23 protein-coding genes are annotated in these 23,716 nt (G+C 52.3%); 13 read left to right on the top strand and 10 right to left on the bottom strand.

Annotation, left to right across the window (positions count from 1 at the left end):
- Positions 1-40 precede the first annotated feature (40 nt).
- Together mglA and mglC are read left to right on the top strand one after the other, a co-directional pair.
- On the top strand, positions 41-1,561 hold the full coding sequence (mglA, locus tag OGY72_RS10585; RefSeq protein ID WP_003027396.1) for a galactose/methyl galactoside ABC transporter ATP-binding protein MglA: 1,521 nt from the start codon (positions 41-43) through the stop codon (positions 1,559-1,561).
- Between the two features lie 15 nt (positions 1,562-1,576).
- Positions 1,577-2,587, top strand: a complete 1,011-nt coding sequence (gene mglC, locus OGY72_RS10580) for a galactose/methyl galactoside ABC transporter permease MglC (RefSeq protein WP_003027393.1) — start codon at positions 1,577-1,579, stop codon at positions 2,585-2,587.
- A 51-nt stretch (positions 2,588-2,638) separates the two neighbouring features.
- Here mglC and OGY72_RS10575 read toward each other — a convergent pair whose 3' ends face one another.
- The 6 genes from OGY72_RS10575 to OGY72_RS10550 form a co-directional block, all read right to left on the bottom strand.
- Positions 2,639-2,878: a DUF2542 family protein gene (locus OGY72_RS10575; protein ID WP_003834502.1), complete on the bottom strand. Its 240-nt coding sequence runs from the start codon at positions 2,876-2,878 to the stop codon at positions 2,639-2,641.
- Positions 2,879-2,880: 2 nt separating this feature from the next.
- Positions 2,881-3,600: an outer membrane permeability protein SanA gene (sanA, locus tag OGY72_RS10570; RefSeq protein WP_003027383.1), complete on the bottom strand. Its 720-nt coding sequence runs from the start codon at positions 3,598-3,600 to the stop codon at positions 2,881-2,883.
- A gap of 163 nt (positions 3,601-3,763) precedes the next feature.
- Positions 3,764-4,648: a cytidine deaminase gene (gene cdd / locus OGY72_RS10565; RefSeq protein WP_003834500.1), complete on the bottom strand. Its 885-nt coding sequence runs from the start codon at positions 4,646-4,648 to the stop codon at positions 3,764-3,766.
- 148 nt (positions 4,649-4,796) lie between these two features.
- The gene (locus OGY72_RS10560; protein WP_003027380.1) at positions 4,797-5,492 is read right to left on the bottom strand and encodes a CidB/LrgB family autolysis modulator; all 696 of its coding nucleotides are present in this window, start codon (positions 5,490-5,492) and stop codon (positions 4,797-4,799) included.
- Entirely contained in the window at positions 5,489-5,893 is a 405-nt protein-coding gene (locus OGY72_RS10555; protein WP_003834497.1) for a CidA/LrgA family protein, read from the bottom strand. The genes OGY72_RS10560 and OGY72_RS10555 overlap by 4 nt, the downstream gene beginning before the upstream one ends.
- Positions 5,894-6,024: 131 nt before the next feature.
- Positions 6,025-6,933 carry a LysR substrate-binding domain-containing protein gene (locus OGY72_RS10550; protein WP_286547749.1) on the bottom strand — a complete coding sequence of 303 codons (909 nt, stop codon included), beginning with the start codon at positions 6,931-6,933 and terminating at the stop codon, positions 6,025-6,027.
- A gap of 126 nt (positions 6,934-7,059) precedes the next feature.
- On the opposite strand from OGY72_RS10550, the gene mhbT reads away from it, so the two are divergent.
- The 6 genes from mhbT to dusC all read left to right on the top strand — a co-directional run bounded on the left by mhbT (position 7,060) and on the right by dusC (position 13,051).
- Complete coding sequence (gene mhbT, locus OGY72_RS10545) at positions 7,060-8,418, top strand: 3-hydroxybenzoate transporter MhbT (protein ID WP_128611991.1); 1,359 nt, start codon at positions 7,060-7,062, stop codon at positions 8,416-8,418.
- Between the two features lie 11 nt (positions 8,419-8,429).
- The gene (gene gtdA / locus OGY72_RS10540; protein WP_240389222.1) at positions 8,430-9,467 is read left to right on the top strand and encodes a gentisate 1,2-dioxygenase; all 1,038 of its coding nucleotides are present in this window, start codon (positions 8,430-8,432) and stop codon (positions 9,465-9,467) included.
- Between the two features lie 15 nt (positions 9,468-9,482).
- Positions 9,483-10,184, top strand: coding sequence for a fumarylacetoacetate hydrolase family protein (locus OGY72_RS10535; protein ID WP_063940516.1), 702 nt, complete (start codon positions 9,483-9,485; stop codon positions 10,182-10,184).
- Positions 10,185-10,192: 8 nt separating this feature from the next.
- Positions 10,193-10,837 carry a maleylacetoacetate isomerase gene (gene maiA / locus OGY72_RS10530; RefSeq protein ID WP_003834489.1) on the top strand — a complete coding sequence of 215 codons (645 nt, stop codon included), beginning with the start codon at positions 10,193-10,195 and terminating at the stop codon, positions 10,835-10,837.
- 14 nt (positions 10,838-10,851) lie between these two features.
- Positions 10,852-12,045, top strand: a complete 1,194-nt coding sequence (locus tag OGY72_RS10525) for a 3-hydroxybenzoate 6-monooxygenase (protein WP_286547748.1) — start codon at positions 10,852-10,854, stop codon at positions 12,043-12,045.
- A 61-nt stretch (positions 12,046-12,106) separates the two neighbouring features.
- The gene (dusC, locus tag OGY72_RS10520) at positions 12,107-13,051 is read left to right on the top strand and encodes a tRNA dihydrouridine(16) synthase DusC (protein ID WP_003834483.1); all 945 of its coding nucleotides are present in this window, start codon (positions 12,107-12,109) and stop codon (positions 13,049-13,051) included.
- Positions 13,052-13,154: 103 nt separating this feature from the next.
- On the opposite strand, the gene yohP is transcribed toward dusC, so the two are convergent.
- Both yohP and OGY72_RS10515 read right to left on the bottom strand, forming a co-directional pair.
- On the bottom strand, positions 13,155-13,238 hold the full coding sequence (gene yohP / locus OGY72_RS24925; protein WP_015572324.1) for a small membrane protein YohP: 84 nt from the start codon (positions 13,236-13,238) through the stop codon (positions 13,155-13,157).
- A 70-nt stretch (positions 13,239-13,308) separates the two neighbouring features.
- Positions 13,309-14,043, bottom strand: a complete 735-nt coding sequence (locus OGY72_RS10515; RefSeq protein WP_286547747.1) for a class I SAM-dependent methyltransferase — start codon at positions 14,041-14,043, stop codon at positions 13,309-13,311.
- A 169-nt stretch (positions 14,044-14,212) separates the two neighbouring features.
- Here OGY72_RS10515 and mdtQ point away from each other — a divergent pair, with 169 nt between their 5' ends.
- A complete protein-coding gene (mdtQ, locus tag OGY72_RS10510; RefSeq protein ID WP_286547746.1) occupies positions 14,213-15,652 on the top strand; it encodes a multidrug resistance outer membrane protein MdtQ in 1,440 nt (479 codons plus the stop codon).
- 37 nt (positions 15,653-15,689) lie between these two features.
- On the opposite strand, the gene OGY72_RS10505 is transcribed toward mdtQ, so the two are convergent.
- Positions 15,690-16,259, bottom strand: a complete 570-nt coding sequence (locus tag OGY72_RS10505; RefSeq protein ID WP_003834476.1) for a DedA family protein — start codon at positions 16,257-16,259, stop codon at positions 15,690-15,692.
- A gap of 248 nt (positions 16,260-16,507) precedes the next feature.
- On the opposite strand from OGY72_RS10505, the gene OGY72_RS10500 reads away from it, so the two are divergent.
- The gene (locus OGY72_RS10500; protein ID WP_003834475.1) at positions 16,508-17,095 is read left to right on the top strand and encodes a Yip1 family protein; all 588 of its coding nucleotides are present in this window, start codon (positions 16,508-16,510) and stop codon (positions 17,093-17,095) included.
- Positions 17,096-17,275: 180 nt separating this feature from the next.
- Positions 17,276-18,223 carry a D-alanyl-D-alanine endopeptidase gene (gene pbpG, locus OGY72_RS10495; RefSeq protein WP_048234922.1) on the top strand — a complete coding sequence of 316 codons (948 nt, stop codon included), beginning with the start codon at positions 17,276-17,278 and terminating at the stop codon, positions 18,221-18,223.
- A gap of 101 nt (positions 18,224-18,324) precedes the next feature.
- On the opposite strand, the gene dld is transcribed toward pbpG, so the two are convergent.
- Positions 18,325-20,034 carry a D-lactate dehydrogenase gene (gene dld / locus OGY72_RS10490; RefSeq protein WP_003834473.1) on the bottom strand — a complete coding sequence of 570 codons (1,710 nt, stop codon included), beginning with the start codon at positions 20,032-20,034 and terminating at the stop codon, positions 18,325-18,327.
- A gap of 232 nt (positions 20,035-20,266) precedes the next feature.
- On the opposite strand from dld, the gene bglX reads away from it, so the two are divergent.
- Together bglX and osmF are read left to right on the top strand one after the other, a co-directional pair.
- Positions 20,267-22,564: a beta-glucosidase BglX gene (bglX, locus tag OGY72_RS10485; protein WP_003834471.1), complete on the top strand. Its 2,298-nt coding sequence runs from the start codon at positions 20,267-20,269 to the stop codon at positions 22,562-22,564.
- Positions 22,565-22,796: 232 nt separating this feature from the next.
- Positions 22,797-23,714, top strand: a complete 918-nt coding sequence (osmF, locus tag OGY72_RS10480; protein WP_063940510.1) for a glycine betaine ABC transporter substrate-binding protein OsmF — start codon at positions 22,797-22,799, stop codon at positions 23,712-23,714.
- The last annotated feature ends 2 nt before the right edge of the window (positions 23,715-23,716 follow it).

Raw genomic sequence — 23,716 nt, 5'->3', positions numbered from 1 at the left:
CCCTTAATAATGCACTCTGCAAGGCCAACAAGGTATAATTATGGTCAGCACACATACTCAGTCGTCAGGCGAATACTTGTTGGAAATGACCGGCATCAACAAGTCCTTCCCCGGCGTTAAGGCGCTTGATAATGTCAATTTAAAAGTTCGCCCGCATTCTATTCACGCCCTAATGGGAGAGAATGGAGCGGGGAAATCAACATTATTGAAATGTCTTTTCGGCATCTATCAAAAAGATTCCGGCAGTATTTTATTTCAGGGTAAAGAAATCGATTTTCATTCTGCTAAAGAAGCGCTTGAAAATGGTATTTCGATGGTACACCAGGAATTAAACCTGGTATTACAACGTTCTGTGATGGACAACATGTGGCTGGGACGCTATCCCACCAAAGGCATGTTTGTCGATCAGGAAAAAATGTACCGCGATACCAAAGCGATATTTGATGAACTGGATATTGATATCGATCCGCGTGCGCGCGTCGGTACATTATCCGTTTCACAAATGCAGATGATTGAAATTGCGAAAGCATTCTCCTATGACGCCAAAATCGTCATCATGGATGAACCAACTTCATCGTTAACTGAAAAAGAAGTTAACCATCTGTTCACCATCATCCGTAAGCTGAAAGAGCGTGGATGCGGTATTGTTTATATCTCTCACAAAATGGAAGAAATCTTCCAGCTGTGCGATGAAATTACCGTACTACGCGACGGTCAGTGGATTGCGACCCAGCCGCTGGAAGGGCTGGATATGGATAAGATCATCGCCATGATGGTCGGACGTTCACTGAACCAACGTTTTCCGGATAAAGAAAACAAACCTGGTGAAGTCATTCTGCAAGTGCGTAACCTGACCTCGCTGCGCCAGCCGTCGATTCGTGATATCTCGTTTGATTTGCACAAAGGGGAGATTCTTGGGATTGCAGGTCTGGTAGGCGCAAAACGCACGGATATCGTTGAAACGCTTTTTGGTATTCGTGAGAAATCATCAGGTACGATTACGCTACACGGCAAAAAAATTAATAACCACAGTGCAAATGAAGCCATCAACCATGGTTTTGCACTGGTCACGGAAGAGCGCCGCTCAACCGGTATTTATGCATATCTGGACATTGGTTTTAACTCGTTAATCTCCAATATCCAAAACTATAAAAACAAAGTTGGTCTGTTGGATAATTCCCGCATGAAGAGTGATACCCAGTGGGTAATTGACTCCATGAGGGTAAAAACACCGGGTCATCGTACGCAAATCGGTTCACTTTCTGGCGGTAATCAGCAAAAGGTGGTTATTGGTCGTTGGTTATTAACCCAGCCAGAAATTCTGATGCTGGATGAACCGACGCGTGGAATCGATGTTGGCGCGAAATTTGAAATTTATCAGTTGATTGCCGAACTCGCGAAAAAGGATAAGGGGATTATTATTATTTCCTCTGAAATGCCGGAGCTGCTGGGTATTACCGATCGTATTCTGGTGATGAGCAATGGTCTCGTCGCTGGAATTGTTGACACTAAAACAACAACGCAAAACGAAATCCTCCGTCTTGCGTCTTTGCACCTTTAAGATTAGGGGCTCCTCATGAGTGCGTTAAATAAGAAAAGTTTTCTTACTTACCTGAAAGAAGGCGGAATTTACGTTGTTCTTTTGGTTTTGCTGGCGATTATTATTTTCCAGGATCCCACTTTCTTAAGCTTACTGAACCTGAGTAATATTCTCACGCAATCCTCGGTGCGTATTATTATCGCATTGGGTGTGGCTGGACTGATTGTTACCCAAGGGACCGACCTGTCGGCGGGGCGTCAGGTTGGCCTGGCGGCAGTGGTGGCGGCAACTCTGTTGCAGTCGATGGAGAATGCCAACAAGGTATTCCCGGAAATGGCGACGATGCCAATCATTGTAGTGGTGCTGATTGTTTGCGTGATTGGCGCCATTATCGGTCTGGTGAACGGTATTATCATTGCTTATCTGAACGTAACACCGTTTATTACCACACTGGGTACGATGATTATCGTTTACGGGATCAACTCCCTGTACTACGACTTCGTCGGCGCATCGCCAATTTCTGGCTTTGACAGCGGATTCTCAACCTTTGCGCAGGGCTTTATTGCACTGGGCAGTTTCCGACTCTCCTACATCACTTTCTATGCGCTGATTGCGGTGGCTTTTGTGTGGGTGCTGTGGAACAAGACCCGCTTCGGTAAAAACATTTTCGCCATCGGCGGAAACCCGGAAGCTGCGAAAGTGTCCGGGGTAAACGTTGCGCTGAACCTGCTGATTATCTATGCGTTGTCTGGCGTGTTCTATGCCTTCGGCGGTTTGCTCGAAGCCGGGCGTATCGGCTCGGCGACCAACAACCTCGGCTTTATGTATGAGCTGGATGCGATTGCGGCGTGCGTGGTTGGCGGCGTGTCATTCAGCGGCGGGGTAGGTACCGTGTTTGGCGTAGTAACCGGTGTGATCATCTTCACCGTCATCAACTACGGTTTGACCTACATCGGCGTGAACCCTTACTGGCAGTATATTATCAAGGGCGGCATTATTATCTTCGCGGTCGCGCTGGACTCACTGAAGTACGCGCGTAAGAAGTAATCTGGGAAGAGAAAAATAAAACCGGTGCAGAGGCGTTCTGCATCGGTTTTTTTATTTGATAAAGAGTAACCAGATACCAGTGAACAGTGCACCAATGGCCATACCGAAATAAACGATGATATAGCTCCAGTAAGTGCTGGGTTCTTTAGCGCGAGAAATGATCATTGGCGTCTGCGAACCTTTCACTGTTTTCTCGACGATACCGGAACGCAGTCCCTTCAGGCCTTCTCTGCACGTCCAGAGAACAATCATCAGTACGCCAATAACGATAAAGATCGTTTTTCCTTCCATGCTTATTTTCCTTGTTTCTTTTGTAATTCGAGTAATTGTTCAGGCGTGACCGCCGGATACCCCTGCGCATCGTCCGGTACCTGATGCATAGTAGGGATGGGCACCAGTGGGCCTAAAAAACGGGGCTCACGTTTGAAAATGTAGAGATCGGCGAGTGCGCCAAAACGGGCGCCAAATTCACGTACCCGCACGGTGAGCATATCTTTTGGCGAAGGTACGGCGTAGCACTGGGCCTGAATACCCATATGCAGCGCAATAAACAAGGCGCGCTCACAGTGGAATCGTTGAGTAATAATGATGAAATCGTTGGTATCAAAGACCTTGCGGGTACGCACGATGGAGTCGAGTGTCCGGAACCCTGCGTAATCAAGCACGATGTCAGCGGGATCGACGCCTGCGGCAATCAGATCCTTACGCATCGTCATGGGTTCGTTGTAGCTTTGCTGGGCATTATCGCCGCTTAACAGCAGATAGTTTACCTTCCCGCTGTTATAGGCGTTCAATGCGCCCTGAATGCGGTAACGGTAATATTGGTTGATGACGCCGGTGCGGTAATACTTCGCCGTGCCCAGAACCACACCTACCTGGCGGTAGGGTAAATCCTGCAGTTCGTCGTAAATGTAGGGAGCCGTCTTCCAGCTCATCCAGCGATCGAGTCCAAGCACAGTCAAAAGCAGCAAGCCTAGCAGGACTAACAGGCTGTAAAACACGCGCTTTAACATGCAGAAAACTCGTTATTTGGATGGAATTTCAATCAGGCTACTGTACCGGAAGACGTAGCGCAAGAAACAGCAGTCTGATTGAGGGGATTTTAGGCATTGCGCATAGTGCCGGATAGCGGTGTAAACACCTTATCCGGCCTACGAACTGGCGTTATTGAGTCGATTAACCCAGAAGTACGCGCTCTATATTGTCGCAGCCCAGTGCTTTCAGCGTGGCGGAGGTTGCATCCCACTGAATCAATGGCGCGTCGGCTTTTTCAGCAAGTACAGCACGTTGGATATCTGGATAATCATAACCGTTGAGATTCAACAGGTTTAACGCGCCCTGCAGCGGTGGCAGGGTCGGGTTAAAGGCGGCATTTTCAGCATAGCTGCCGCTAAAAATACGACCATCTTTACACTCCAGCGCCACGCCGCTTGGGGATTTGCTGTACGGCATATGGCATCTGTTGGCAGCGGTGATTGCCGCCTGAGTCAACGTATCGCCCTGCAGCGCGAAGCCGTGATCCTGATCGTCCATCAGCAGCGTTTTAATCTCCAGATCCTTCGGGCCGAAGGCATCTGGCAGGTAATCGCGCAGCACGTGTGGTGCACGTCCCGGCAGATGAATACGTAAATCCAGTCCGCTGTTCAGTTCGTTCATAAACTGGCGACAATGGCCGCACGGCGTGTAGTTGACGGTGATGGCAGCGAGCCCTTTTTCACCGCGCAGCCAGGCGTGGCTGATGGCGCTTTGCTCGGCATGAACGGTTTGCTGCATGGTCGCGCCCAGGAACTCCATGTTCCCACCGAAGTACCAGTTGCCGCTGATGCCGCGAGAAATTGCCCCAACGTTGAAGTTGGATAGCGGAGTACGTGCGCAGGCCGCAGCCAGCGGCAGCAGAGCGAATGCCAGCGCGTCTTCGTCCAGTCCCGATTCGCGTTTCAGCAAAGAGACCTGCTCAGCAGTCAGCATGGCGGGGAAATGTGCATCCGCCAGAACAGGGGCCAGGGCTGATTGCAAGTTATCCGCGAGTTGGGCAAAAGCAGTTTGAAAACGTGGATGCATGGCGATGCCTCATAACAATGTAATGGAATCGTAGTTTACGGGCCTGTTATGGCTTTATATGTGATCCAAATCTCATTGTGTATGCAACTTATGAAACTTAAATGAAAAATGTGCAACGCATCGCAAATAAATAGCTAAAAAATGAAGGTTAACCCACCACTGCCAGAATAATCGGGAACAGGAACGGGGCTACCAGCGAGGTAATAATGCCGCAAATGACCAGCGCCAGTGAGCTAAACGCACCTTCCTGATAGTCCAGTTCCGCACAGCGTGCGGTGCCCAGGGCGTGCGACGCGGTGCCCATTGCCAGCCCACGAGCGGCCTTGGTGCGAATACGCATCGCATTAAGCAACGTATGACCAAATACTGCCCCGAGAATGCCGACAAAAATGACGCAAACGGCACTGATAGCCGGAATACCGCCAATACTGCCACCCACGGCCATAGCGATAGGTGTAGTGACCGATTTTGGCATGATTGACGCGGCAATTTGCGGCGATGCGCCCATCAACAAGGCGATTGTTGTACCTGTAACCATCGCCACAACGCTGCCGGCAAAACAGATAGCAATGATTGATTTCCAGCGGGCGCGAATCTGGTGCAACTGTTCGTATAACGGATAGGCCAGCGCGACCACGGCAGGTTGCAGCAAATCGTTCAGCACTTCGCTGCCTTTGAAATAGTGATCGTAGGGAATGCCGGTCAGCAGCAGAATGGGAATAATTACCACCATGGCCACCAGCAGAGGGTTCAGCAAAGGCATTTTAAAGCGAGCTGCCAGCTTACGTGCGCCAAAAAATACCGCCAGCGTAAGAGGTAACGACCACCATATATACGACATCATTTTTTTGCTTTAGCCTCTTTTTGCCCAACGATTTTGCGCTCACCGTGCACAATGTGCGAGCTCCAGCTCACCACCAGGAAAACGACCAGCGTACTGATGGTACAAGACACCACCACCGGACCAAATTGTGCGCGGAGCAGGTCAAAGTACTGCATGATCCCCACGCCAATCGGGACAAACAACAGGGCCATATAACGAATCAGCACGTAGCAGCCAGGGTTAACCCATTTTGCCGGTAACACCTGCAAAGCCAGTAAGACAAATAGGATCAGCATGCCGATAATGCTGCCCGGAATGGTGATAGGGAGTAGCGATGCAAGAAAAATACCTGCATAGAGGCAGGCATAAATCAGGACGAATGCGCGCAAATATTGCCAGATAACGTTCAGTGCTTTGCTCATAGTTGAAACCCTTGACGAGACTCATTCATCATACAATTAAACTTAAAAACGTGCTACCGATCACATCATGAATTCTAAGCATAGAGGAAATAGATATCTGGAACATCGGGCGATGGCCCTAACTCTCCGCGCTAAACCTGTGCCAGATAATACAAAAAACGATTCAGGGCGGTAGTCGGCGTTTCGTTGTTGCGCCAGAATACGCCGACGCTGCCTTTTTGTTCAATCTTCGGCAGATTCAGGATAGCCAGCTGTCCCTGGGCGGCATACCTTTGTGCCAGACGCAAAGAAAGAATAGAGATCATGTCGCTACTTTGCAGCAGATTGGTGCTGACGTTGATCGATGCCGATTCAATGATGTTTTCCGGCAACATGACACCGTTATCAACCAGCGCGTTATCAATGCTTATCCGGATAGGGGTTCCTGTCGGCCAGACAATCCAGTGCCAGTTCGCCAGATCGTGCCAGGTGAGCAGGGGATATTTTGCCAGGGGATGATCGGGACGGGCGACGAAACAGACCGGCTCGGTATACAGCACCTGGTAATTGAGCGGCAACTGAAGCGCCCGGCCACCGACGCGACCGACGACGACATCCACCGAACCCGCGAGCAGATCGTGCAGCAGCGGGGTCATCACTTTCTCTTCAATATTAAGATGCAGGGTTGGTAACTCTTTAAGCAACCCCAGTATTGCCTGAGAAACACAGTCGGTCGCGACCGGCGAGCAGCCAATCTTCAGACTCCCTACAAGGCCGCCTTGCTTAAAACGGGCGATCTCATACTGCGAACGTTCCATATCATTGATCAGGCGTTGGGCATGCTGCAGTAGCAGTTTGCCGCCTTCGGAAGGACGCAAGCCTTTGCTATGACGTTCAAAGAGCGTGATGCCAATCTCATCTTCGAGTTGTGATAACCATTTCGACAACGCGGGCTGGGTGATATTCATCATCCGGGCGACGTGAGTCAGATTTCCCTGTTCGCCCAGTGCAATAAGCGTTTGCAGGTGGTGCAACTTCAGTTTCTGCGCCCAGTTTGCCATTTGCTATAACCTCCAGGTTATACCTCTGCATGAAAAGCCATTGTACATTTCATCTCCAAACATACAAAGTCGCAACATACCTAAAACAAAACAGACATCTACTCTACCTGCACTGAGGCATTCACTATGACTCAACAACGTGATCTACAAGCGCTGATTGATTCCGCCCCCGTCGGTAAGACCCAGTGGCGCGTTATCATCTGCTGTTTTCTGGTTGTCATGCTCGACGGATTTGATACCGCGGCGATTGGTTTTATCGCACCCGACATTCGCACTCACTGGCAGCTGACTGCCGGCGATCTGGCACCGCTGTTCGGCGCAGGTCTGCTGGGACTGACCGCTGGCGCGCTGCTCTGTGGCCCGCTGTCCGACCGTTTTGGCCGCAAACGAGTGATAGAACTCTGCGTGGCATTGTTCGGTGCGCTAAGTCTAATTTCGGCTTTTTCACCCGATCTACAAACGCTGGTTATTTTGCGCTTCCTGACCGGTTTAGGTCTGGGCGGCGCAATGCCAAATACCATCACCATGACGTCTGAATACCTGCCAGCGCGTCGGCGTGGGGCACTGGTCACCATGATGTTCTGCGGATTCACCCTGGGATCGGCAATGGGCGGCATCGTCAGCGCGCAGCTGGTGCCGGTGATTGGCTGGCACGGCATCCTGGTGCTGGGAGGCGTTCTACCGCTGATGCTGTTTGTGGCCCTGCTGTTTGCGCTACCGGAATCCCCACGCTGGCAGGTTCGTCGTCAGCTGCCGCAAAACGTGATTGCCAGAACCGTTAGCGCCATCACCCGGGAACGTTATGACAATACCCATTTTTATCTCAACGAGGGCGCCGCAATTGCTAAAGGCAGCATTCGCCAGCTGTTCGTCGGGCGACAGCTGCCCATTACCCTGATGCTATGGGTAGTGTTCTTTATGAGCTTGCTGATTATTTATCTGCTCTCCAGCTGGATGCCAACGCTGTTAAACCACCGTGGAATTGATCTGCAGCATGCCTCCTGGGTGACCGCTGCCTTCCAGATTGGCGGTACGCTTGGCGCGCTGGCGCTGGGCGTGCTGATGGATAAATACAATCCTTTCCGCGTGCTGGCCGTGAGCTATGCGCTGGGCGCGGTATGCATCGTCATGATTGGTCTGAGTGAGAACGGCCTGTGGCTGATGGCGCTGGCCATTTTTGGCACCGGCATTGGTATCAGCGGTTCTCAGGTTGGTCTTAATGCGTTAACCGCCACGCTTTATCCGACACAAAGCCGGGCGACGGGCGTCAGCTGGTCTAATGCGGTGGGACGCTGCGGCGCGATTGTCGGCTCGCTTTCCGGCGGCGTGATGATGGCGATGAATTTCTCATTCGATAACCTGTTTTTCATTATTGCCGTCCCGGCGGCCATCAGCGCGGTAATGCTTACGCTGCTGACGGTTGTTATCCGCCAGTCGGCCTCTGCCTCGAATACTCTGCCTCGCGCAGGTGTTGTGAATGAATAAGGAGAATCCCTATGTCTGAACTGAATCAGGATGTTAAGAACAGCCGTCAGCAGTTTTACCAGCATATTTCCGGGCAGAATCTGACCCCGCTGTGGGAGTCGCTGCATCGTCTGGTGCCGCCAACTCCGAACGCACATTGCGCGCCAGCGTACTGGAACTATCAGGAGATCCGTCCACTACTGTTAGAAAGTGGCAATCTGATTGGCGCGAAAGAGGCGATTCGTCGCGTGCTGGTGCTGGAAAACCCAATGCTGCGCGGACAGTCTTCAATCACCCCAACGTTGTACGCGGGATTGCAGTTAATTATGCCGGGCGAGGTTGCGCCGAGTCACCGCCACAACCAGTCTGCGCTGCGCTTTATTGTCGAAGGGAAAGGGGCATTTACCGCCGTGGATGGCGAGCGCACCCAGATGCAAGAAGGCGATTTTATTCTGACGCCGCAGTGGCGCTGGCACGATCACGGCAACCCGGGCAGTGAACCGGTGGTGTGGCTGGACGGTCTGGACCTGCCGTTGGTGAACCTGCTGGGCTGTGGCTTTGCGGAAGACTACCCGGAAGATCAGCAGCCGGTCACGCGAAAGGAAGGGGATTATTTACCGCGCTACGCGGCCAATATGCTGCCGCTGCGTCATCAGAAAGGTAACTCATCGCCGATTTTTAACTATCGCTACGATCGCAGCCGTGAGGCACTGCATGACCTGACCCGCATGGGTGACGCCGATGAATGGGACGGTTACAAGATGCGTTACGTCAACCCGGTAACCGGCGGTTATCCCATGCCTTCAATGGGAACCTTCCTGCAACTGTTGCCGCAGGGCTTTTCCTCACGAATGGCGCGTACCACCGACAGCACTATCTACCACGTGGTGGAAGGAAGTGGGCAGGTCAGCATCGGCAATGAGACCTTCAACTTTTCGCCAAAAGATATCTTTGTGGTGCCGACCTGGCACGGCGTGTCGTTCCAGACCCGCGAAGATACCGTCTTATTCAGTTTTTCGGACAGACCGGTTCAGGAAGCACTGGGGTTGTTCCGCGAAGCACGTTATTAATTTGGGAGAGAGAAAATGACGCAATACGTATTTGAACCACAAGCGCCTGTTACCGTTCCGGTTGTTGGCTGTGATGAACAATTTCCTGTGCGCCGTGTTTACTGTGTGGGCCGTAACTATGCCGCTCATGCCCGTGAAATGGGCTTTGATCCGGATCGCGAACCGCCGTTCTTTTTCTGTAAACCTGCCGATGCGGTAGTCCCGGTGGCGGCTGGTCAGACCCTCGAACTGCCGTACCCATCGCAAACCGATAACTATCACTATGAGATAGAGCTGGTGGTGGCGATTGGCAAAAAGGGCAGTGATATTCCGCTGGAAAAAGCGCACGAATATATCTGGGGCTATGCCACCGGTCTGGATATGACTCGCCGTGATCGGCAGATGGAGATGCGCCAGATGGGGCGTCCGTGGGAAATTGGCAAAGCGTTTGATCTCTCCGCGCCCATCGCGCCGCTGCATAAAGCCAGCGAAAGTGTGGATGTTAACCATGCGCCAATCTGGTTGCAAGTCAACGGCGACGATCATCAGCGGAGCGATATTCGCCACCTCATCTGGTCTGTGAATGAAACCATCAGCTATCTGTCTGGCTTCTTCGAACTGCAGCCGGGCGATCTGATCTACACCGGTACCCCTGAAGGCGTGGGGGCGGTAGTGAAAGGGGATGTGATCACCGGAAACGTAGACGGTTTAACCCCCATCGCCGTGAAGATTGTCTGAGGTGGATGATGAAGCTGTACAGTTTCTTTAATAGCTCGGCGTCATATCGGGTGCGCATTGCGCTGGCGCTGAAGGGGCTGGATTACCAGACGGTGGGCGTCAACATTCGCATTGGTCAGCAGAACGAACTGGCCTACCGACGGATGAACCCGGTGGGACTGGTGCCGACGCTGGTGACCGATGACGGAGAATCACTTGGGCAGTCGCTGGCAATAATTGACTGGCTGGATGGCCACTTTCCGCAAACGCCGCTGCTGCCTGCCGACTTCCCGGTGCGCAGTAAGGTGCTGGAAATTGTCTATGCCATCGCCTGTGATATCCACCCGGTGAATAACATGCGGGTACTGCGCTACCTGAGCGAAGAGTTAAAGGTCAGTGAAGAAGATAAAAAACGCTGGTATGCACACTGGATCCAGCAAGGGTTAAGCGCGGTGGAACAGATGCTGCGCCAGAGTCATTCGGGTAAGTTCTGCGTGGGTGATGCGCCGACGCTGGCGGATTGCTGTCTGATCCCACAGTGGGCGAATGCGTTACGTATGGGTTGCGATCTAAGCGGATATCCGCGCTGTAAGGCGGTATATGATGCCTGTACTCAGCTTCCGGCGTTTATCGCCGCCGCGCCCGAGAATCAACAAGATAAAATTCCAGCCTGATAAGGAGAACGACAATGGCTAAAGTGACACGCGCAATTATCGTGGGTGGCGGGATTGGTGGCGCGGCAACCGCGCTATCGCTGGCCCGTCAGGGCATTAAAGTGATGTTGCTGGAGAAAGCGCACGAGATTGGTGAAATTGGCGCGGGTATTCAGCTCGGGCCGAATGCATTCTCTGCTCTGGACAGCCTTGGCGTGGGGGAAGTCGCCCGTCAGCGTGCTGTTTTTACCGATCACATCACGATGATGGATGCGGTAAACGCAAAAGAGGTTGTGCGCATTGAAACCGGGCAGGCGTTCCGCGATCACTTTGGCGGTCCTTATGCGGTTATCCATCGGGTTGATATTCACGCCAGCGTTTGGGAAGCGGCGCTGGTGCATCCTAACGTTGAGTATCGCACTTCAACTAACGTGGTTGATATTCGCCAGACAGAGAATGACGTGACGGTATTTGATGAGCACGGCAACAGCTGGGCGGCGGATATTTTGGTGGGCTGTGACGGTGTAAAATCGGTCGTTCGTCAGTCTCTGATTGGCGATGCGCCACGGGTTACCGGACACGTGGTCTATCGCGCCGTGATTGATTGTGATGATATGCCGGAAGATTTACGCATTAACGCACCGGTGCTGTGGGCCGGACCACACTGTCACCTGGTGCACTATCCGCTGCGCGGAGGTAAGCAGTATAACCTGGTGGTGACCTTCCACAGTCGTCAGCAGGAAGAGTGGGGCGTGAAGGATGGCAGCAAAGAGGAAGTGCTCTCCTATTTTGCGGGTATCCATCCGCGCCCGCGCCAGATGCTGGATAAACCGACATCATGGCGGCGCTGGTCCACCGCCGACCGCGAGCCGGTAGAAAAATGGGGATCCGACCGCATCACGCTGGTGGGAGACGCCGCGCACCCGGTGGCGCAATATATGGCGCAGGGTGCCTGTATGGCGTTGGAAGACGCGGTAACGCTCGGTAAAGCGCTACAGCAGTGTGATGGCGATGCGGCTGATGCCTTTGCGCTGTATGAGTCGGTGCGTATTCCGCGTACCGCACGCATCGTCTGGTCAACGCGTGAAATGGGCCGTGTCTACCATGCTGCAGGCGTCGAGCGGCAGGTGCGTAATCTGCTGTGGAAAGACAAATCGCAGGCGGAGTTTTATCGCGGTATGGAATGGCTGTACGGTTGGAAAGAAGATAACTGCCTGTTGCCGCGCTGAGCCTCTTTAATCTCCCGAACGGAGGCGCTACCATAGCGCCTCTTTTTTTGCGGGTGACGATATGCGTGTTTTACTGGCGCCGATGGAAGGCGTGCTCGACTCACTGGTGCGCGAGCTGCTGACTGAAGTGAATGATTACGATCTGTGCATCACCGAGTTTGTGCGCGTGGTGGATCAGCTCCTGCCGGCAAAAGTATTTCATCGACTCTGCCCGGAACTGCATAATAACAGCCGGACGCCATCCGGCACGTTGGTTCGCATTCAGCTGTTAGGACAGTATCCGCAGTGGCTGGCGGAGAATGCCGCACGCGCGGTAGAACTGGGCTCGTACGGTGTCGATCTGAACTGCGGCTGTCCGTCGAAGCTGGTGAACGGTAGCGGCGGTGGCGCAACGTTATTGAAAGATCCTGAGCTTATCTACCGGGGCGCAAAAGCTATGCGTGAGGCGGTCCCGGCTCATCTTCCGGTGACGGTGAAAGTTCGTCTGGGCTGGGACAACAGCGACCGGCAGTTTGAAATTGCCGATGCCGTCCAGCAGGCCGGTGCCAGCGAACTGGCGGTGCATGGCCGAACCAAAGAGCAGGGCTACAAGGCCGAACATATTAACTGGCAGGCGATTGGCGAGATCCGCCAGCGGCTGACCATTCCGGTTATTGCGAATGGCGAAATCTGGGACTGGCAGAGCGCCCAGGATTGTATGGCCATCAGCGGATGCGATGCGGTGATGATCGGACGTGGCGCATTAAATATTCCGAACCTGAGCCGCGTGGTGAAATACAACGAGCCGCGTATGCCGTGGCCTGAAGTCGTGACGCTGTTGCAAAAATATACCCGCCTTGAAAAGCAGGGGGACACCGGGCTGTATCATGTAGCGCGGATTAAGCAGTGGTTAGGGTATTTGCGCAAAGAATATTCAGAGGCAACAGAACTGTTTCAGGAAATTCGTGCGTTAAATAATTCGCCGGATATCGCACGAGCGATTCAGGCTATCGAGATTACTGCCTGATCACAGATCCAGTAGGCCGGATAAGGCGTTTACGCCGCCATCCGGCATCAGAGAGAATAATAGCCTGAGATTTCTGCTATCAGGCTTGGGCGAAATGACGACATCAGAAAATCATCTTAAACACGCCTGTTACCACCAATAGCCCAATCAGAAAAATAATCAGAATTACCCACAGCAGAATTTTCATTAACTTTCCTTTTTTTGGTAAGTTCAGATTGAGTATAGGAAAGTATCAATCATTCTGCCTGGGGGCGTTGTTATGCTGGTTTACGTGCGCTGAGCAGAAACACCATCGGCCGCTCTTTTTCTTCATCTAAAGCCGGGTTTTCAGCAATCTGTTGCCCGGAAGGTCCCCATTCATCGAGACAAACGATCTCGAATCCGGCGGCAATCAGCGCATTAATCCAGGTCGCCAGCTTACGGTGCTGTTTTTTGACGCCTTCAGCAAACCAGTTACTGATGCGCTCACCTTCCTGCTGATAATGATTAACCGGCCAGGACAGTTGCCCGGTTTTATCTTTTATCCAGCCCTGGTTAAGCGGTGCGGTATAAATTGGATGCTCGGCAGAGAAAACCAACATGCCTCCCGGTGTTAATGACTGGTAAATGGTTACGAATAATCGTTCTATATCGCGCAAATAGTGCAGGGCGAGCGAGCTATAAACCAAATCAAAGGAATTTGGGGACAGGGTAAGCGTTTCGAGATCTTCACGCTGATAAACGATGCCATTACCCTGCGTCATACTGTGTGCCTGGGTTAACATTTTTTGTGAAATATCCAGTCCCATTACGCTGGCTGCCTGATTATCGCGCGCGTAGCGGCAAAACCAACCATATCCACAGCCCAAATCAAGAATGTTTTTGCCTTGAAGAGAGGGGAGCATCGCTTGTATTGTCGGCCATTCTGGCGCGCCGTCGAGTCCCTTTACTGAACGATCCAGCGTGGCATATCCGGCAAAGAACTCAGGATCGTCATAGATATTCTGTGACATAACATCTCCATCCATTAATTATTAAAATTATTTAATCTATATTATTCGCGAGGTGTATATTTTTCTGATTATATATTTTTATTGCCAAAGATGTATTGCCACGCGTAACTAAAAAAGCAACAGCGACAAGTCGTAATCTCTGCACATCTTTTCTTACCTGTATATCTCCATGAATCGTAATTCTGTGTTTGTCACGACGGCATTGTTGCCGCTTTTTGTTCTGATGTCTGGCTGCGCGCCGATGCATGATGACCGCCAGTCTCTGTCACAGCAGACGCCTGCCGCAAATGTCGATACCACATTGCCTGCCGCGTTAAAAAATGGCTGGCCGGACAGCCAGTGGTGGAAGGCATATCACGACCCCCAGCTTAATGCGTTGATTGACAGCACGTTGCGAAATTCTCCTGATATGCAGGTCGCGGAACAGCGCATTCAACTGGCGGAGGCGCAGGCCAAGGCCGTGGAAGCGCAGGATGGCCCGGAGATCGACTTCTCCGCAGACGTTGAGCGTCAGAAAATGTCAGCCGAAGGACTGATGGGACCGTTTGCCCTTACCGATCCCGCCGCTGGAACAACAGGGCCGTGGTACACCAACGGTACCTTTGGTTTAACTGCAGGCTGGAATTTGGATCTGTGGGGTAAGAATCGAGCCGAAGTGACTGCGCGTATAGGAGCCGTTAAGGCGCGTGAGGCTGAGCGCGAGCAAACCCGACAGCTGCTGGCGAGCGGTGTCTCCCGCCTTTACTGGGAATGGCAGACGCAGGCGGCGCTGAAAACCGTGCTGACGCAAATCGAAAGCGAGCAGCAAAATGTGATAACCGTCGATCGTCAACTGTATCAAAACGGCCTCACTTCTTCGGTGGAAGGCGTCGAAACCGATATCGATTCCAGCAAAACAGAGCAGCAGCTGAATGATGTCAGCGGTAAAATGAAGGTGATTGAGGCGCGCCTAAGCGCGTTGAGCAACTCGCAGTCCGTTGCCCTGAAGCTCCATTCGACCAAACTGCCCGTGGTTGAAAGTCAGCTCCCGTCCCAGCTAGGTTATTCGCTGCTTGCCCGTCGACCAGATTTGCAGGCGGCTCACTGGTACATTGAGTCATCGCTGAGTAGCATTGATGCGGCGCAAGCGGCGTTTTATCCCGATGTGAATCTGATGGCATTTTTACAACAGGATGCGTTACATCTGAGTGACCTGTTCCGCCATTCCGCGCAGCAAATGGGCGTAACCGCCGGGCTGACGCTGCCTATCTTTGACAGTGGCAGGCTGAATGCGAATCTCGATATAACGAAAGCGCAAAGTAATCTGACGGTGGCGAATTACAACAAAGCTGTGGTGGATGCGGTGAATGACGTGGCACGTGCGGCATCGCAGGTAGAAACATTGGCGCAGAAAAATCAGCATCAGCAGCAGATTGAACATGACGCTCAGCGCGTAGTGGGGCTGGCACAGGCGCGCTTTAATGCGGGTATTATTGCGGGCTCCAGGGTCAGCGAGGCAAAGATCCCGGCATTACGTGAGCAGTGCAACGGTCTGCTTTTACAAGGGCAGTGGCTGGATGCCTCAATCCAGTTGACCAGCGCGCTGGGTGGCGGTTATCACGCATCCTGATTGTTCGGCCCGCCGGTGTTCCGCTGTCGGGCCATCTTCATTGCGCTTTACGCGTGCTTCGGCGTTTCATCCACCAGCGGACGCCCGCGACTATCCCGATAACCAGCACCAGCCAGATGCCATGCTTGATATGCTGGTCAAGGCTGTGCAGCCACGGCGCGATCACTTCACCACCGACGTAGCCGAGGGTGGTAAATAGCAATGCCCAGACAAACGCGCCAAGAATATTCAGCGGTAAAAAGATCTTCGGCGGCAGGTGACTGGCGCCAATCAGTAAGGGACCAATAACGCGAAAGCCGTACATAAAGCGAGTACCGACAACAAACAGGTAAGGACGTCGTTGGATCATTTTCTGCGCATAATGAATTTTCGCCTGATGGCGCGAGAAACGACGCAGAATTTTGCCGCCAAAACGACGTCCGAGTAAATAGAGCAACTGATCGCCAATCATCCCACCCAGCGCGACCGAGAGCACCACCAGCGGGAATTTCAGGACTCCCTGATGCGCCACGACGCCGCCTAACAGGGTAATGGTTTCACCTTCTGCCAGGCTGCCGATGATTAACGCAGCATAGCCGTATTGCGCAACATAATGCGTTATATCCATACGTTGTATGACCTCCACTGGTCATAGCATACACCCAATGAATACTTGATGCCGGAAAAGACGCATAGTAGCGCTTAACGTCGTTCAGTTCCCTAATGCCTGATGGCGCTTCGGCGCTTCGCTTATCAAGCCTACGGCTTACACACTTTTTACCCGGCGCTTCGGTATTTTTCATGTGTACATAAAATAATCAAAAGCTGAATTATACTTGAAGTGTTGAGGTCCGGAGCTGACAAGAAGGGGGCGGTATGAACCATGTCTGGGGGCTGTTTTCCCATCCCGATCGTGAAATGCACGTGATCAACAGCGAAAACGAAAGTGTTTCGCATCACTATACCCACCATGTACTGCTGATGGCGGCAATCCCGGTTGTTTGCGCATTTATCGGTACCACGCAAATCGGCTGGAATTTTGGTGATGGCAATATCCTGAAGTTATCTCTGTTGACCGGATTTGCGATGGCAATTCTGTTTTACGGGGTCATGCTGGCAGGCGTCGCTGTCATGGGCCGGGTTATCTGGTGGATGGCACGTAATTACCCGCAGCGTCCGTCGTTGGCCCACTGTATGGTCTTTGCAGGATATGTCGCGACGCCGCTGTTTTTAAGCGGATTGGTCGCACTTTATCCGCTGGTCTGGCTGTGTGCATTAGTAGGAACGATCGCGCTATTTTACACCGGCTATTTACTTTATCTCGGCATACCGACGTTCCTGAATATCTCTAAAGAGGAAGGCCTGAGCTTTTCCAGTTCGACGCTGGCGATCGGTGTGCTGGTACTGGAAGTTCTGCTGGCGATTACGGTAATCCTGTGGGGTTACGGCTATCGGTTATTCTGACGGATAAACCTGTCTGCGCTGCGTTGTTGACGTAAAAGTCAGCAACGCAGCATTTCGAGACGATTCTCCTGTGGCGGCAAACCTGCTGGATCGCTATGATGCCTGAGCTAGCTTGAGATAATACTTAGTCTCTGGCGGTGTGCGTTGTGACGTGCGTGAACCATTATCAGAAATCTCATCATGCTGAAATTCCGAGTTTCATTATTAAGCCTTGCCCTGGTGCTGGCCGTTCCTTTTGCACCCCAAGCCGTGGCTAAAACGGCAACTACCGCAGCGGCTTCTCAACCTGAGATAGCGTCCGGTAGCGCGATGATTGTTGATCTGAATACCAACAAAGTTATCTATTCGAACCACCCGGACCTTGTGCGTCCGATTGCGTCGATTACCAAATTAATGACCGCGATGGTGGTGCTTGATGCACGACTGCCGTTGGATGAGAAACTGAAAGTTGATATCAGTCAGACGCCGGAAATGAAAGGCATCTACTCTCGTGTGCGACTGAACAGTGAAATTAGCCGTAAAGACATGCTGTTGCTGGCGCTGATGTCATCAGAAAACCGTGCGGCGGCGAGCCTGGCGCATCATTACCCTGGCGGTTATAACGCGTTTATTAAGGCCATGAATGCCAAAGCGAAAGCGCTCGGCATGACTCAGACTCGATTTGTGGAACCAACCGGTTTATCGATTCATAACGTATCGACCGCCCGTGATTTAACCAAGCTGCTGATCGCCAGCAAGCAGTATCCGCTGATTGGCCAGTTAAGCACCACGCGTGAAGATATGGCGACCTTTGCCAACCCGGCTTATACGCTGCCATTCCGTAACACCAACCATCTGGTATACCGCGATAACTGGAATATTCAGTTAACCAAAACCGGGTTTACCAATGCGGCAGGACACTGTCTGGTGATGCGCACGGTGATCAATAACAAACCGGTGGCGCTGGTGGTGATGGATGCGTTCGGTAAATATACCCACTTTGCCGATGCCAGTCGTTTACGTACCTGGATCGAAACGGGCAAGGTAATGCCGGTTCCGGCGGCGGCGCTGAGCTATAAAAAGCAAAAAGCGGCGCAGATGGCAGCGGCGGGTTCAGCGACGAGCGAGCAAACTGCACAGAACGATTAAATAAGACACCTCATCCGGCATGCACATAGCTAATGTAGCGGTAGGCCGGGCAAGCGAAGCGCCCCCGGCAACATGCCCGGTGGCGCTTATCTTTTTCTGGTTTACGACTCTTTCCAGAACTTTTGCTTACTCGTTTTACCAATCCCCGGATTCATACTGTTGGTGGGGTCATTCTCGCGGTAAAAACGGGTTAATGTTTCCGGTGCTTTATACAGATGTCCGACGTTATGCTCTGCCGGATACTGTGCTCCGCGCTCGTGCAGAAGCTCCAGCATCTGCTCTTTCAGCGCATGCGCATCCACGCCTTTTTTCACGATGTAATCCTGATGGAAGACGTAGCACATAAAGTGGCCGTAATAGAGTTTGTGCACCAGTTGGCTGTCGATCTCTGCAGGCAGATGCTCGTACCATTCGGTATCGTTCCGACGCAGTGCGATATCCAGCGCCAGAATATCTTCCACTTCATCGGCATGTACTGCCTGATAACGAATCGCCGCGCCAGCCGCCGCAAAGCGATGCAAAAACGCCTTGCTGCCTTCTTCCGGCGTACAGGCAAAGAAGTCGCCTTCAGCGGTTTTGAAAAACTCGCTTAGCCAGTTTTGCGCTTCAGCCACGCCGCCACCGGCCATTTTTAACAGCAGGTGATGTTCGTACTTATCGCGCCAGCTTTTCATGCGCGCGGGTAAGTGGCTGGGGAACAAATGACCAAATTTCTGCATTGCCCGGTCGGTAAAGTGCGGACGGAAAATTTTCACTTTTTCCAGCATCGCATCGGTGCGGCCTTTCAGGGTGAAGAAGAACGGCATTTTGTCGGTGCCGAGCTTGTCGATCATCAGAAACGTATCTTTGCCGTATTGCTCAGCGATGTCATAAATATCGCGGTGCATATATTCACCGGCGACCGGCAGATGCTCAAATTTTGCCAAAATATGACGGCGGATCTCCGTCAGCACCTCTGGCTGGTTGGTACCGATGTAAAAGACCTGCTGGTTTTTTTCGGCTTCGAAGGTGTCCAGACGCACAGCAAAAACCGCGAGCTTGCCTGCACAACCGGATGATTCAAACAACCGGTCCGGGTCGGCGTTATAGCGAGCGGGCGTGTCCGCCTCAATATCTCTGACGCGGGTAACGTAGTCGTGATCGTGTGCATGACGTCCATCGTGGCGCACATCGTCATCTTTGATACGGTCGTCATCAAGTTTGCTAAGGATCTGTTCCGGGGTCTGGCCCAGTTCGATACCCAGATGGTTAACCAGCTGTAATTTACCCTGCTCGTCAATACGCGCAAACAGCGACATCTCCGTGTATGCCGGACCGCGCTGAACCAGCGAGCCGCCGGAGTTGTTACAAATACCGCCAATCACTGAAGCGCCGATACAGGAAGATCCGATCACCGAATGCGGCTCGCGGCCAAACGGTTTGAGCGCTTTTTCCAGTGAATAAAGCGTGGTGCCGGGATAGGCCAGCACCTGTTCGCCTTTGCCGATGACGTGCAGCTTATCAAGGCGCAGGGTGCTGATAATGACAATCTCGCGATCGTAATCATTACCGCTCGGCGTAGAGCCTTCGGTCAGGCCAGTGTTGGCGGCCTGCATCAGGATAATTTTATCTGCGGCGACGCAAGCGTTGAGGACGCGCCACAGTTCTAAAAGCGAGCCAGGGAACACCACGGCGAGTGCATCGCCCTGACCGGAGCGGAATCCCTTGCGATAGCGGGCGGTTTTAGCAGGGTCTGTGAGCAGGTGTGAATGACCTACCAGACGGGTTAGTTCATTCAGAAAAGCTTTATTATCTGTTGTAATGGAAGACATTCTCCACTCCTTGTGGTGGGACTCAATATCAGGAACAAGCATAGCGCTTTGTATGACAATACGCTTTCTCATTCATATTGTCTCTGGTTCGTCTTCTACTGATTCGCGCTGGTTTTGAAAATTAGGAGAATAACCTTAGCTTTCTTTATCACTCCCGTTTAGTCTTACGGCAAACTGCGGTTTTTGTTATATTTTCGCTGCCTGGTCGGGAAAAAATAAAGAGAGAATCAACATGAAATGGCTATGTTCTGTAGGTGTCGCGGTGAGTCTGGCGTTGCAACCAGCGCTGGCGGACACGCTGTTTGGTAACCATCCTCTGACGCCAGAAGCGCGGGATGCATTCGTTACCGATTTACTTAAACAGATGACCGTGGATGAGAAAATTGGGCAACTACGCTTGATAAGCGTCGGGCCTGATAACCCGAAAGAAGCCATCCGAGAGATGATCAAAGACGGGCAGGTTGGGGCAATTTTTAACACCGTCACGCGCCAGGATATCCGCAAAATGCAGGATCAGGTGATGGAGCTCAGCCGCCTGAAAATTCCTCTCTTTTTTGCCTACGACGTATTGCACGGCCAGCGTACCGTGTTCCCGATAAGTCTCGGCCTGGCATCCTCTTTTAATCTCGATGCGGTCAGAACCGTTGGCCGTATTTCTGCGTATGAAGCCGCTGATGATGGTCTGAATATGACCTGGGCGCCAATGGTCGATGTCTCTCGCGATCCACGCTGGGGCCGTGCCTCGGAAGGCTTTGGTGAAGACACGTATTTAACGGCTACGATGGGTAAAACCATGGTGGAAGCGATGCAGGGGAAAAGCCCGGCGGATCGCTATTCGGTGATGACCAGCGTCAAGCACTTCGCCGCCTATGGCGCGGTTGAAGGTGGCAAGGAATATAACACCGTCGATATGAGCCCACAGCGTCTGTTCAACGACTATATGCCACCGTATAAAGCCGGGCTGGACGCCGGTAGCGGTGCGGTGATGGTGGGTCTTAATTCGCTAAACGGTACGCCTGCAACCTCAGACGCCTGGCTGTTAAAAGACGTGCTGCGAGATGAATGGGGCTTTAAGGGGATTACCGTTTCCGATCACGGCGCGATTAAGGAACTGATTAAGCACGGTACCGCCTCCGATCCTGAAGATGCGGTGCGTGTGGCGATCAAGTCCGGCATCAACATGAGTATGAGCGATGAGTATTACAGCAAATATCTGCCGGGCTTGATTAAATCCGGCAAAGTGACGATGGCGGAGCTGGACGACGCCGCGCGCCACGTGCTGAACGTGAAATATGATATGGGGCTGTTTAACGATCCGTACAGCCATCTGGGAGCCAAAGAATCTGACCCACAGGACACCAACGCAGAAAGCCGTTTGCATCGCAAAGAGGCGCGTGAAGTGGCACGCGAAAGCCTGGTGCTGCTGAAAAACCGTCTGGAAACGTTGCCGCTGAAAAAATCCGCCACCGTGGCGGTTGTCGGTCCGCTGGCCGACAGCAAGCGTGATGTGATGGGCAGTTGGTCCGCCGCTGGTGTTGCCGATCAGTCGGTAACGGTACTGACGGGGATTAAAAACGCCGTCGGCGATCAGGGCAAAGTACTGTACGCCAAAGGGGCGAATATCACCAACGACAAAGGCATTGTTGATTTCCTCAACCTGTATGAAGAAGCGGTGAAGGTTGACCCGCGTTCGCCGCAGGCGATGATCGATGAAGCCGTTAACGCCGCGAAGCAATCAGATGTGGTTGTCGCGGTAGTCGGTGAAGCGCAGGGCATGGCGCATGAAGCATCCAGCCGCACCGATATCACCATTCCGCAAAGTCAGCGTGACCTGATTGCTGCGCTGAAAGCCACGGGTAAACCTCTGGTTCTGGTGTTGATGAACGGTCGTCCGCTGGCGCTGGTTAAGGAAGATCAACAAGCCGATGCGATCCTCGAAACCTGGTTTGCCGGGACGGAAGGCGGTAACGCCATCGCCGATGTGCTGTTTGGTGATTACAATCCGTCAGGCAAGCTGCCGATGTCTTTCCCGCGCTCTGTTGGACAGATTCCGGTCTATTACAGCCATCTCAATACCGGTCGTCCGTATAACGCCGATAAGCCGAACAAGTACACGTCGCGCTACTTTGATGAAGCCAATGGTCCGTTGTATCCCTTTGGTTATGGCCTGAGCTACACCACGTTTACGGTTTCTGATGTGAAGCTCTCTTCTCCGACGATGAAGCGTGACGGAACCGTGACGGCCAGCGTGCAGGTGACCAACACCGGCAAGCGCGAAGGTGCAACGGTGATTCAGATGTATTTACAGGATGTGACCGCCTCCATGAGTCGTCCGGTAAAACAGCTGAAAGGTTTTGAAAAAGTGAATCTTAAGCCAGGTGAAACCCAGACCGTCAGCTTCCCGATTGATATTGAAGCGCTCAAATTCTGGAATCAGCAGATGAAATACGATGCAGAGCCTGGCAAGTTTAACGTCTTTATCGGTGTGGATTCCGCCAGAGTGAAGCAGGGCGAATTCGAACTGCTTTAATTGACGAGTAAATTCATGCAGCAGGCCTGATGGCGCAATGCTTATCAGGCCGACTAAATCGTATCACCCGGCAAATTCATATTGGGTTTGCCGGATTTTTTTTATTTTATTATCGCCTTACCGCTAATAACTCTCAGCGTTACCACCCAATAGCCAGGTTAAGGCTTGATTTTTCGACTATGCTTTTTCCTCAAGTCTCTGAAAAGGGCCGCAAAAGGATGAGGAGTACAGCATGATAATCTCAAAAGTATCGGTGGGTTCGCTGGCGCTGTTAGCCGCGATAAGCCTGCCCTTACAGGCCGCGTCACCCGTCACGGTCGGTTCAAAAATCGATACCGAAGGGGCGCTGCTCGGCAACATTATTTTGCAGGTGCTCGAAAGCCATGGCGTGAAAACCGTCAATAAAGTACAGCTGGGTACCACCCCAGTGGTGCGTGGGGCAATCACCTCCGGTGAGCTGGATATTTATCCGGAATATACCGGTAATGGCGCATTCTTTTTTAAAGATGAAAATGATCCCGCGTGGAAAAATGCGCAGGCCGGATTCGAGAAAGTGAAAAAGCTGGACGCAGAGCAAAATAAGCTGGTCTGGCTAACGCCTGCTCCTGCCAACAATACCTGGACCATTGCAGTACGCCAGGATATCGCGCAAAAGAACAAGCTTGAGTCCCTTGCTGATTTAGGCCGTTACCTGAAAGACGGGGGAACGTTCAAACTTGCCGCCTCTGCTGAATTTATCGAGCGGGCTGACGCGCTGCCTGCGTTTGAAAAAGCCTATGATTTCAAACTGAATCAAAACCAGCTGTTGTCGCTGGCAGGAGGGGATACCGCGGTGACGATTAAAGCGGCGGCGCAGCAGACTTCTGGCGTCAATGCGGCGATGGCTTATGGCACCGATGGCCCGGTTGCGGCGCTCGGTCTGCAAACTTTAAGCGATCCAAAAGGTGTCCAGCCCATTTATGCGCCAGCACCCGTTGTGCGTGAATCGGTGCTGAAAGACTACCCGCAAATGGGAGAATGGCTACAACCGGTTTTTGCCAGCCTGGATGAAAAAACGTTGCAGCAGCTGAATGCCAGTATTGCCGTGGAGGGGCTGGATGCGAAAAAAGTTGCAGCAGACTACCTGAAGCAAAAAGGATGGGTGAAGTAACG

Origin of the sequence: Citrobacter sp. Cpo221, from assembly GCF_030332345.1 — a bacterium.
Classification (GTDB): domain Bacteria; phylum Pseudomonadota; class Gammaproteobacteria; order Enterobacterales; family Enterobacteriaceae; genus Citrobacter; species Citrobacter portucalensis.
The sequence above is the reverse complement of the archived record's forward strand: the minus strand, read 5'-3'. Positions and strand labels throughout refer to the sequence as shown.